Annotated in this window: 14 protein-coding genes; 12 read left to right on the top strand and 2 right to left on the bottom strand. The window is 48.3% G+C overall.

The window, feature by feature from the left end; genetic code table 11:
- Positions 1–212 (top strand): hypothetical protein (locus V3851_RS26565; RefSeq protein WP_331849413.1); only part of this gene is annotated, 212 nt, incomplete at its 5' end.
- A gap of 135 nt (positions 213–347) precedes the next feature.
- On the opposite strand, the gene V3851_RS26560 is transcribed toward V3851_RS26565, so the two are convergent.
- On the bottom strand, positions 348–554 hold the full coding sequence (locus tag V3851_RS26560) for a DUF1657 domain-containing protein (protein WP_277748943.1): 207 nt from the start codon (positions 552–554) through the stop codon (positions 348–350).
- Between the two features lie 210 nt (positions 555–764).
- Between V3851_RS26560 and V3851_RS26555 the strand changes: the two genes are divergently transcribed.
- The 4 genes from V3851_RS26555 to spoVAE are packed head-to-tail and all read left to right on the top strand — an operon-like array spanning position 765 to position 3,517.
- Positions 765–1,625, top strand: a complete 861-nt coding sequence (locus tag V3851_RS26555; protein ID WP_331849412.1) for a DUF421 domain-containing protein — start codon at positions 765–767, stop codon at positions 1,623–1,625.
- Between the two features lie 44 nt (positions 1,626–1,669).
- A complete protein-coding gene (gene spoVAC, locus V3851_RS26550) occupies positions 1,670–2,149 on the top strand; it encodes a stage V sporulation protein AC (RefSeq protein ID WP_005832062.1) in 480 nt (159 codons plus the stop codon).
- 1 nt (position 2,150) lies between these two features.
- Positions 2,151–3,170 (top strand): stage V sporulation protein AD, encoded by a 1,020-nt coding sequence (gene spoVAD / locus V3851_RS26545; RefSeq protein ID WP_127510464.1) that lies wholly within the window; start codon positions 2,151–2,153, stop codon positions 3,168–3,170.
- A complete protein-coding gene (spoVAE, locus tag V3851_RS26540) occupies positions 3,167–3,517 on the top strand; it encodes a stage V sporulation protein AE (RefSeq protein ID WP_005832063.1) in 351 nt (116 codons plus the stop codon). The genes spoVAD and spoVAE overlap by 4 nt, the downstream gene beginning before the upstream one ends.
- A gap of 174 nt (positions 3,518–3,691) precedes the next feature.
- On the opposite strand, the gene V3851_RS26535 is transcribed toward spoVAE, so the two are convergent.
- Complete coding sequence (locus V3851_RS26535) at positions 3,692–3,865, bottom strand: hypothetical protein (protein WP_153784608.1); 174 nt, start codon at positions 3,863–3,865, stop codon at positions 3,692–3,694.
- 237 nt (positions 3,866–4,102) lie between these two features.
- On the opposite strand from V3851_RS26535, the gene V3851_RS26530 reads away from it, so the two are divergent.
- From V3851_RS26530 to V3851_RS26500, 7 genes are all read left to right on the top strand, one after another.
- Complete coding sequence (locus V3851_RS26530) at positions 4,103–4,306, top strand: hypothetical protein (protein WP_023559066.1); 204 nt, start codon at positions 4,103–4,105, stop codon at positions 4,304–4,306.
- 538 nt (positions 4,307–4,844) lie between these two features.
- Positions 4,845–6,335 carry a spore germination protein gene (locus V3851_RS26525; RefSeq protein WP_331849411.1) on the top strand — a complete coding sequence of 497 codons (1,491 nt, stop codon included), beginning with the start codon at positions 4,845–4,847 and terminating at the stop codon, positions 6,333–6,335.
- Positions 6,335–7,492, top strand: coding sequence for a GerAB/ArcD/ProY family transporter (locus tag V3851_RS26520; protein ID WP_331849410.1), 1,158 nt, complete (start codon positions 6,335–6,337; stop codon positions 7,490–7,492). The genes V3851_RS26525 and V3851_RS26520 overlap by 1 nt, the downstream gene beginning before the upstream one ends.
- Positions 7,473–8,570: a Ger(x)C family spore germination protein gene (locus V3851_RS26515; RefSeq protein ID WP_331849409.1), complete on the top strand. Its 1,098-nt coding sequence runs from the start codon at positions 7,473–7,475 to the stop codon at positions 8,568–8,570. Before V3851_RS26520 ends, V3851_RS26515 begins: the two co-directional genes overlap by 20 nt.
- Before the next feature lie 318 nt (positions 8,571–8,888).
- A complete protein-coding gene (locus V3851_RS26510) occupies positions 8,889–9,239 on the top strand; it encodes a hypothetical protein (protein ID WP_054943620.1) in 351 nt (116 codons plus the stop codon).
- 166 nt (positions 9,240–9,405) lie between these two features.
- A complete protein-coding gene (locus V3851_RS26505) occupies positions 9,406–9,792 on the top strand; it encodes a hypothetical protein (RefSeq protein ID WP_260987281.1) in 387 nt (128 codons plus the stop codon).
- 231 nt (positions 9,793–10,023) lie between these two features.
- The coding region (locus tag V3851_RS26500) for a CBO0543 family protein (protein ID WP_331849408.1) at positions 10,024–10,349 on the top strand (326 nt) is incomplete at its 3' end.

Raw genomic sequence — 10,349 nt, 5'->3', positions numbered from 1 at the left:
ATCGAATACAACAATCTTACAATGATTTCGGCAACTCCAATAGGACAGCGCCCAAGGGAAGCGAATGGGGAAAAAAGATCGGCATTCAATTCCAACCTTCATCATTTGGCGGCCGTAGCCATGGGCGTGCGTTGGGCCTAGGGGGAACTTGGATACTGTCAGCTTTAGCAGTGGCGATGGGGGCGGCAGTGTTTAGGTTTATCCAAGGTTAGCTGTCTAAACAATAGAATAGTGGCGAAAAGAGATCAAACCCTACTCAACTTGTAGGGTTTGATCTCTTTTCTAATCTGTTCACCGATGAAAACAGACAAGCCATGTCCTCAATATTCATGGTTTGTCTGTTTTTCTTAAAACCCCTTATATTGAGGCTCTTCATTTTCCAACTGTTGTACGCGGCTTTCTACTTGCTGCACGATTTGTTGTGCTTGTTGGGCCGCATTCGTAAAGAGCGATTTTGCTTCTTGATTTTGTGTTTCCAAAGCAAATTGTTCCAGACTCGCCTGAGCACTTTTTAAAGATGCTACGCACGTTTTCACTTGAGAAGCAACTGTCACGGAATGTCACCTCCTTTACCTTAGGATAGGATAATGTTTCAGGGGTAATAGGAATAGATGCTTACATTCTCCCAATACCGAAATTAATATTTCCGTCTCGCAACAAAAGTATACGTTAGAAAAAAATTCAAATGGAAATGCATGAAAATAATGGAATTAGGACATATTAACTTTTGTCGATTAATGTGATTGGAAAGGAATGGTGATATTATGCCGGATTGGGTAGAAATCGCTTTGCGAACGTTATTGTCTATGGGGGTTCTTTTTGTCCTAACGAAGATATTGGGTAAACGACAGGTATCACAGCTTTCATTGTTTGAGTATATCACCGGAATCACGATCGGCAGCCTTGCAGCTTACGTTTCGTTGGATCTGGAGTCCACTTGGTATCTGGGCTTGGTTTCGATGACGGTTTGGACCGTTGTTTCTTTAGGGATTGAATTTTTACAGCTGAAAAGCAAAACGGCAAGAGACCTATTCGACGGCAAAGCAACAGTGCTCATTAAGGACGGCAAGATCATGGAGGATAACCTAAAAAAAGAAAGGATTACCACGGATGAACTTATGGAACAGCTTCGAATAAAGAATGTGTTCAAAGCTGCCGATGTTGAATTCGCCATCATGGAGTCAAGCGGTGACGTTAGCGTTCTTTTAACCAAGGAAAATCAACCGTTAACGCCTAAACACCTGGGAATAAATGTCGGGCCAGAACAAGAACCTCAATCGGTCATTATGGATGGAAAAATAATGGACGAACCGCTTGCCACGATAGGTCTAAACAGGAAATGGCTGGATACGGAACTGGAGAAATTAGGTGTTTCGATTGATAACGTATTTCTTGGACAGGTGGATTCCTATGGCCAGCTATACGTTGATTTATTTGATGATCAGATCAAAGTACCGAAACCCCAGAAAAAAGCCGCGTTGCTTGCAACATTGAAAAAGTGTGAAGCGGATCTCGAAATGTTTGGCTTATCTACCAAAGAACAAAATACAAAGCAGATGTACGAGCAATGTTCAAAAGCGTTAGAAAAGATTATTGATGAAGTTAAACCATTGCTGATTCGTTAACAATTCGCCAATTATACGTCAGCTGAAATTCGAGGAGGATGTTCATGGCAAATAATATAAAGAAAAATTTAACGCGGGTACAACAGGAATATAAAGAATTGGCGCAAAGCGTCGAACCTCCGAGGCCCATACTCAAAAACTTCATTCGTGCGTTTATAGCCGGCGGGGCCATTTGTTTGGTTGGACAAGCCATCCAGGAAATGTTTGTGCATTGGGGCGGCTTTGATGAGAAAAAAGCTGGAGACCCTACCGTGGCGGTTATGATACTCCTTTCTGTCATTCTGACCAGCATGGGGGTGTACGATAAGTTTGCCCAATGGGCTGGTGCGGGTTCCGCAGTGCCTGTGACGGGATTTGCGAATTCGATGGCATCCGCTGCGATTGAACATCAGAGTGAAGGTATGGTACTCGGTGTTGGCGGTAAAATGTTTAAACTGGCTGGACCGGTTATTGTATTTGGTACAGTCGCCGCCTTTGCGGTAGGAATTGTACATTTGCTGATCAAAGGCGGGGGAGGCTCTTAATATGTTAAAGGGACACCAGAGTTGGCTATTTGAGAACAAGCCGTTCATCCGATCAACAGCAACGGTAGTGGGTCCATTTGAAGGAAGAGGCCCGCTGGCCAAAGATTTTGACATTGTCCATGGAGAATCCATGATGGGACAAAAGAGCTGGGAGAAAGCAGAAAAGGTATTGATTGAAGAAGCGGCAAAACTGGCTATTGAAAATGCGGGGTTGACAAAGGAACAAGTACAGTTTTACATAGGCGGGGATTTGATGAATCAAATCATTAGCAGCAGTTTTGCCGCGCGAACATTATCGATCCCTTACATCGGTGTGTTTGGCGCTTGTTCAACCTCGATGGAAAGTCTGGCATTAGCAGCTAACCTTGTAAATTCCGGTTCGGCGAAATTTGTGTTGGCGGGGACATGCAGCCATGATTCCAGTGCGGAGAAACAGTTCCGATATCCGACCGAGTACGGTTCGCAAAAACCGCCAACCGCCCAATATACGGTAACCGGGGCCGGTGCTGCCATCGTATCCATGGAAGGTGACGGACCGGTTGTTACATCTGCCACCATTGGCCGGGTTATCGATATGGGCATTAAAGATCCGTTTAATATGGGCGCAGCGATGGCTCCTGCAGCGGTAGACACCATTGAGGCGCATGTTCGAGATTTGGGAATTGAACCGGGTTATTACGATTTGATCGTTACCGGCGATCTTGCGAAAGTCGGATATGAAATCGCCTGTAAATTGTTTAAGAAACATAACTTTCCCATCGAACAAACCGAATATTCCGATTGCGGGATGATGATTTACGATTATGAAACCCAAATGGTTCAAGCCGGAGCAAGCGGCTGCGGTTGTTCGGCAGTTGTTACCTATGGACATTTGCTAAATCGGATGCGAAGAGGTGAGCTGAAACGAATCCTCGTTGTCGCTACGGGGGCGCTGCTATCCCCGATTTCATTTCAACAAGGGGAAAGCATTCCTTGTATCGCTCATGCCGTATCCATAGAGGCAGGAAGGGAGATATTATGATTTTTCTTTGGGCTTTTTTGGTGGGAGGTGCAATCTGTGTTTTCGGACAATTTTGTTTTGATGTCTTGAAACTTACACCGGCCCACACCATGACCCTGCTTGTTGTATTGGGCGCGATTGTCGACGGAATTGGATGGTATGATCCGCTGATTGAATTTGCCGGGGCAGGAGCATCGGTCCCGATTACAAGCTTTGGTAACGCTCTTGTCCATGGTGCGCTTCAAGAACTAAAGAGCAATGGCTGGATTGGGATCATCACCGGAATTTTCGAAGTGACCAGTGCCGGAATATCCGCAGCGATTATTTTTTCGTTTCTCGCTGCATTGTTCGTAAAACCCAAAGGATAATACGGGGCCCAATCCGAATTTCGTTGGCTAAAATACACTGTAACGGTCGGTCAGGGCGATCCCTAACCGGCCGGTTTTGATTATGAGAAACATTTACTTGTTCCAATCTGTACGGAATGTCCCCATCGATAATCTCAAAGGTTACGTTGACCAAGCTATAAAAGCCATATACTGTCAGACGCTATTTATTTCGGTTCCTATATTCTCCATCACTTCTTTGGTTCGCTCCATTAAACTCGGCTCGGTTGGAACATTTTCACTTGCCTTTCCATCCAAGATTATTGGAGATTTGTTACTTGTCGTTTTGATTCGCTGTTTAAATTGTGATTTAAGTTCGCTTTTTTCCATACTTTCTCCTTTTCATTCGCCATTTTCAGAATATGCAACTGATATTATTCCGATTTTCATATCCTTTATGCATCATAGGAGTCAGGTCCCCAAAAGGCGGTGTTTCCGCCTGTATATAGACAACCAACCCGATAAAATGACCGGAAACCGGGCGGATGCCGTTGTCGCTTCTATGCGCCTGCCATAGACTAATGCTGTAAGTTCAACTTTACCTAACCCAAGGAGGAATGTTTTCAAATGCAGTTTATCAAACAGGCAATGCCCATGTATACGCATGACCAGGCCGCTTATGTCAGGCAAATGTACGATTGGCACATGAAAATGGCTCAGTATCACGAACAATTACGTACCTTTCATCTGGAAAGGGCGAAACAATTTCAAAAGCTCTCCGAAGAAAAAGCGAAAACGTCAGAAATATCCAGCGACACCAGCGCCGCTTAAAGGCGAACCGACATGGAGCGATGTGATGAATTGGCAGCATTCCGAATCAAAATCTGGGACCGCTATGTAACCCTTCGTTCCCAATATGGAACCCGGATGCCCTTGTCTTTCGACCAGTTCTGGTATGACTTTTTGGCCAGGCACATGCTATCCGACTGTGGCGTAGAGCAAGTATATGAGGACTTCTGCAACAACTGGGAGAATCGGTGTGTGAAATGTTCACGAATCAAGTCATCGGCAGGAAGGAGGCCGCTGAAAAAGATACGTTTTTTCTGTGATGCATCGATTTTTAAGTTTGATGTTGCAGGAAAATAAGGAAAAGTCCGTTTAAAGCCGTCTCACAGGCTAAAAACGGACTTTTTGCATCGCAGAAAGAAGGCGAGGGGACTTTTTTCAGTGGCCTCGTAGGAAGCCCGTGGTTTTTCACGAACCGACTCATAATCTCAGGACTGCCAACAACCTGGAACTGCGAGGCATGTTTTTTGTCATATCGGGAAAAATAAATACATGGACTAAATATGCGAAAGGAGGGGAGCCGATGCATTGGATCGGCTGGTTTAAAAAGCAAGACAAAAGCTATACGCCAAATGAAGCCGACACTCAACCTCCCGCAGGCAACTTGTCTCCGCAGCACGTGCAGCAATTGTTTCACGATATTCACGATGCACAGGTGCATGAGTTGGATGCGGGAGTGCGGAAAGTCAAGCTGTTTTACATCCGTTCCTTTGTGGATCAAAAACAGGTCGAAAGCGACATCGTGCTTCCCCTTTTGCATGCCCCGGACGAACAAGCAGGACAAAAGGTGATTTCCGAAGATCGGGTGGACGTAACGACGTTGCAGCAAGCCGAAGAACTCATCCTCCAGGGAGGAATTCTTGTTTTTGATGAGATCGGGAACGTTTGCGCGGTCAAAAAGCAGGATCAACTCGGCCGCACTATCGATTCTTCCGAGCAGGAATCGATTGTGTACGGTCCCAAAGACAGCCTGAACGAGCGCCTTGACAAAAACTTGACCTTAATCCGTCGCCGGCTGCCCGTAGCAAGCCTAAAGTCAAAGAAATGGACCGCCGGATCGTTAAGCAAAACCTCTGTTGTGCTGCTGTACATGGAGGGTATTGTCAATCCGGAGCTGGTGCGGATCGCAGAGATGAAAACGAATCAAATTGATTTCGATGTTCTTCTCGATTCCTCCCATATCTCCGCTTTGATGGAGGACCACGTCAACAGCGTTTTTCCGCAATTTCAACAGACGGACCGTCCGGACGTGCTGGCCGCGGCGCTGGCCAGCGGCAAAGTGGTCTGGCTGGTGGACAACACGCCGTTTGCGCTTGTAGCGCCCATTACGTTCTTTGATCTGTTTCAGTCCCCGGAGGACTATATTCACCGATGGATGGTGGGCAGCTTCCTGCGGGGGCTTCGTTTTGTCGCGTTCGTAATTGCTCTGTTTTTGACCCCGGTTTACGTGGCGGTGACGGTTCACCATTATCAGATGGTTCCGCTGGAGATGCTGTTTGTCCTGATGCAATCCCGCAGTGAAATTCCGTATCCTCCGTTCTGGGAAGCGCTGCTCATGCTGCTGACGCTGGAGATATTAAAGGAAGCCAGTTTGCGCATGCCGACCAAATCCGGCCAAACGCTCGGCGTCGTGGGCGGTATTGTCATCGGTCAAGCGGCCGTGGATGCAGGGATCGCTAGCAATGTGATGGTCATTGTGATCTCCATCTCCGCCATCGCCTCGTTTCTCGTACCCAATTATTTGATGACGAACGCGAGCAAACTGCTCCAATTTGCCCTGCTCATTCTGGCGGCATGGCTGGGCATGTGGGGCATTGGGTTCGGATTGCTCTGGCTGTGCATCCACCTGCACGGATTGACTTCGCTCGGGCAACCGTATTTGTCCCCGCTGAGCCCGTTTTTCGCAAGCGACTGGAAAGATACGGTGTTTCGTGCTCCGCTGTCCGGGATGCGCACAAGGCCGGCTTATTTGAAGCCGCTGCAGCGGATGCGCGTTACCGGGAGGAAACCGTGATGGCTTCTCGTGTAGGTTCGGCCGGTTTGTTTTCGATTTCAGCGCCCTTCGGTTTCTTGTCCCTCGCCTTCTGGGCGAACCGGATGCAAACGTTATATTATCTTTTATATTTGCCCAGTATGCTTGCGGAGCCGGTTACGATCGGCCTCATCCTGCTGGCGGCGGGATGCTCGCACCTCAACATTTTGATGATTGCCCGCTGTTTTGCATGGAAAGAAACGCCCGGCGGTTATCTCGGCATCGTCCGCACGTTGGGAACGGCGGTGTCTTTCCTGTTTTTGCTTGCGGGGCTGTTCGCTGTTTTGATGAAAGGTATCGTGCTGATGATGGGTTATGTCGATATTGTGCACCATATTTTGTTTCCCGCCTTACATGCTACGTTGTTTGGCATCCTGCTATTGTGTGCTTGCGTATACCTGGCTCGATTGGGCATGGAGAAGACCATTCGTTTTGCGATCGTTGCGTTTGTCGGCACGATATGGGTTACCTTCCTGTACGTGCCGTTCGCGTTTTCGCCGGCTGCCGAATACCGCCATCTGCTCCCTCTTCTTCCGGAGCACATGCCCCAAGGCATCTGGCAAGCCTTTCTTACGGTATGGGCGGCGTTCTCCGGTCCCGAATATATGCTGGCATTGCCGAAAGAGGCGGTAGACGCGAAGAAATTGAAAACGGCTCTCATTGCCGCCAATGCATTTACCGCATTCGAATACATATTCTTTTTTGTCATTTGCCTGACGTTTTACGGATCCGATTATTTGCAACGGCAAGACTTGCCGATCGTCGATCTGATCCGGTATATTCAGCTTCCTTTCGCCGAACGGCTGGAAATGATTCTGATTCCAGCCCACGCCATTTCCGTCGTTTACGTCGTCGCCATCCTTCTATTGTATGCGGCGGGAGCAATCCAATGTGCTGCGCGCAGTCGGCTTACAGCAGGAAGAGCGCCGCTCGGGCTGGCGCTTTTAATGATGCTTCTGCTGACATGGATGGCCGGTCGCTGGATATGGCCGGATGAATGGAAAGCCAAACAGTGGATCACCTGGCTTTCATGGCTGGATGCCAGCACGTATACTGTTTTGCCTTTTGGCTTCTTCCTCTTGGGATGGATCACGATTCGCAGGAAATGGAGGGTCCGACATGCCGGCGGCTCGAAATAAATGGTTTCTTCTTTTGTGGATGTTGCTCGTTCTCGGCGGTTGCTCGTTTGTCGATAAATCCAATACCATTGAGGAAATATCGCCGGTTGTATTGCTTTATCTGGAGGAAGGGAATGACGGATCCATAAAGCTGTCTACCATCATTCCTCCATTGAAGAAAGAGAAAAAGAGCGTGATTACCACGTCCACCGATACGTTAATTGAAGGGAGATACTTGCGCAACTTGAAGTATTACCGGGAAACGAAAGGGGGGCAGATTCGAATGATTTTTTTCTCCGAAGCCATGGCAAACCGGGGGCTATCGTCTCTGCTCGATACGTTAGTGCGTGATCCCGAAATTTCCAGCCGCGTGTTTCTCTCCGTTGTAAGCGGCGATATGATCGGATATCTGAACAGGCAGCTGCAGGGCCGGCAGGAGGAAATCGACATGTATTTGTACAGAATGTTTGCGCACTACGAAAAGCAAGGGCAACTGACGACACGTAACCTGCATGAATATATGGCCAAGTTGTACAGCCCTTATGCCGATCCGGTTCTTCCTTATTACGCCGTCGCGAACCATGAACTTCGATATTCCGGGACGGCGCTGTTCCGCGGGGATAAGATGGTCGGGACGATTCCGCTGTCCGATGACGTCTTTTTCCAAATGCTGCGTGAAAATAAGGGGATTCAAAAGACGGTGCCGCTAACGGAGGCGGATGTCGTGCTCGGCAGTATTAAAACCGAGAGGAACATTCGTTTCACCGATTCGTTCCGGAAAGTTCATATTGACGTGATGCTTAAAGGACGAGTGGAAGAAGTCCCCGCCGGACAAAAGACGGAGAGCCCCCGGGAATTGCAGGAGTTCGAGCGTTCGCTTGAACGGAGCATCCAGGAGAAGCTGGAGAAAATTATCGATCGAACGCAGGCTTTATCCCTCGACCCGTTCGGCCTGGGCATGTACACGGTAGGGTGGAAGGAACGGCCATTTACCCGTGAACAGTGGAACCAACGATGGCCGGATATGGACGTGACAATCCATGTTTCGCTGAAGCTGGAGCATACCGGGATGCTCGATTCGCATGCGGACCGGCGATGAAGACGCAGCTCGCGTGCCCTGTGTCGCTCGCCAATGATCGCGTCTTCATGACATGGAACGTTTGAAGCCGCGTACAAAAGCGCTCACATTCCCCAAACGCCAGTCCCCTGCGGATTGTGGATTTCGCATGCGCAGCTGTCAGCCTGTACCTGAGTTTTGATTCGGTCAACATACGATTCCGGCATGATCGGAAGGTGCGCAGCAATCCACAGGAATTCCCCCTTGCAGGATGTGTGAAAGGAATTGACGTTCGACGCCTCTGGAATCGTAAGGTAGCTTCCAAATCTTTACGAATTTTTTTCGCACGAAAAATTTTATGTGTGGCGTCTGGAACCGGATCAACTGATCAATTATACCGGCGTTGTGATGCTGCACACCTTTTGCATTTATCCTTTGACTGCTTTTCTCTACCTGACTCGTTTTCCAGAAGTCGAATGGAAGGCTGCGGTTCACATTGCAAAATGGGTGCTGATCTATATCGGTGTAGAATGGGTTGGATATCGCCTCGGTTATATTACCTACTCCCACGGCTGGAATTGCTGGTGGTCGCTTTTCTTTGATGTACACATGTTTCTGATGCTTCGCTTTCATCATACAAAGCCGGTTTGGAGCATCCCGATGACGATACTGTCCATCTTCTTTTACTTGATCCTGTTCGGTTATCTGTAAAGAATCCATGCCCCGTGACTGGCATTTTTGCCGAGGACGCATATAATGACGTGATCCAACTTTTGAGGAGTGATGAATCATGTCCGTTGCGGCTCAAACAAGTACAAAGAGTGTACCTCCCTTTTCCATATGGGGGGTTCATGCATCTGTCGCCGGAAGACCGGTTGTGTGGGGCAAACTCGTGATGCGTGTTTTGCCGGATCAACAAATTCAAGGCACCATCCGATTTCGCGGAACGCCGATTCCGATTGAAGGAAGCTGGAATGAAAGCGCGCAGCAGATCATGTTTCATTCCCCCTACGCCGCCTACTCCGGCCATTTATCCATCTACGACGATGTCCAGATTCAACTTCGGCATCTGGTTCTCACCGGACGCCTCCAGATGCTCCCCCCCTCTTTACAGGCAGGTGAGTATGGAACCTGGGTAGCGACAACAGATATAAGCTTGCCGGAGTATAGCGGCTATGTCCCGCCCCAACCGTCTTCAACTTCGCTGCCGCCGGTTGGCGTATTTGTAACGTCGAATATACTGTATGGAAACTCGCGGTTATAAAGCAGGCACCTATCCGTCATTGTCCCCAAATATGGCCTTGACGGATAAAAAATGATCGTTGCCGGGTTCTGTGCAGGGTATGGAAATGGAATCGCTGGTGCATCGTCTTGTCAACAGAAGAGCACATGATGGGGATCCAGATAACGGAAAGGGGTGGCATCGGTGGACGAAAATCAGATTCATCATGTAATCGAACAAGCCTATCAATTGATTGTCTAAGCACGCCGCAACATGACTGACATTTGGCGCACTCACGTACTATTTACGCGACAATGGTGGTTGGGAGTAGGTTTATCGATATGCCCCTGGCTATTTTGGATCGGATTTCGGGATAAGAGAGCTACGGGACAGTTTCTCCTATCCGGGTTTATGATGATTATCGTGTCGTCGTGGCTGGACCAGCTTGGGATTGCCATGGGACTTTGGCATTATCACTGGGAAGTCATACCATTCATGCCCGCTAATTTTCCATGGAATTTTTCACTTCTTCCCGTCACGGTTATGTTCTTACACCAGTACAAGTCTGGCATACATCCGTTGTTCAAAGCTCTCCTATT

Source organism: Paenibacillus haidiansis, assembly GCF_036553665.1.
Classification (GTDB): domain Bacteria; phylum Bacillota; class Bacilli; order Paenibacillales; family Paenibacillaceae; genus Fontibacillus; species Fontibacillus haidiansis.
Note: the sequence above shows the minus strand (reverse complement) of the source record. Positions and strands in the feature narration are given on the sequence as shown.

What these genes read in the sequence shown, in the direction of transcription:
- V3851_RS26555 (WP_331849412.1), top strand. Translation starts at nt 765, where the DNA reads ATGCCGGATTGGGTAGAAATCGCTTTGCGAACGTTATTGTCTATGGGG.
- spoVAC (WP_005832062.1), top strand. Translation starts at nt 1,670, where the DNA reads ATGGCAAATAATATAAAGAAAAATTTAACGCGGGTACAACAGGAATAT.
- spoVAD (WP_127510464.1), top strand. Translation starts at nt 2,151, where the DNA reads ATGTTAAAGGGACACCAGAGTTGGCTATTTGAGAACAAGCCGTTCATC.
- spoVAE (WP_005832063.1), top strand. Translation starts at nt 3,167, where the DNA reads ATGATTTTTCTTTGGGCTTTTTTGGTGGGAGGTGCAATCTGTGTTTTC.
- V3851_RS26535 (WP_153784608.1), bottom strand. Translation starts at nt 3,865, where the DNA reads ATGGAAAAAAGCGAACTTAAATCACAATTTAAACAGCGAATCAAAACG.
- V3851_RS26530 (WP_023559066.1), top strand. Translation starts at nt 4,103, where the DNA reads ATGCAGTTTATCAAACAGGCAATGCCCATGTATACGCATGACCAGGCC.
- V3851_RS26525 (WP_331849411.1), top strand. Translation starts at nt 4,845, where the DNA reads ATGCATTGGATCGGCTGGTTTAAAAAGCAAGACAAAAGCTATACGCCA.
- V3851_RS26520 (WP_331849410.1), top strand. Translation starts at nt 6,335, where the DNA reads ATGGCTTCTCGTGTAGGTTCGGCCGGTTTGTTTTCGATTTCAGCGCCC.
- V3851_RS26515 (WP_331849409.1), top strand. Translation starts at nt 7,473, where the DNA reads ATGCCGGCGGCTCGAAATAAATGGTTTCTTCTTTTGTGGATGTTGCTC.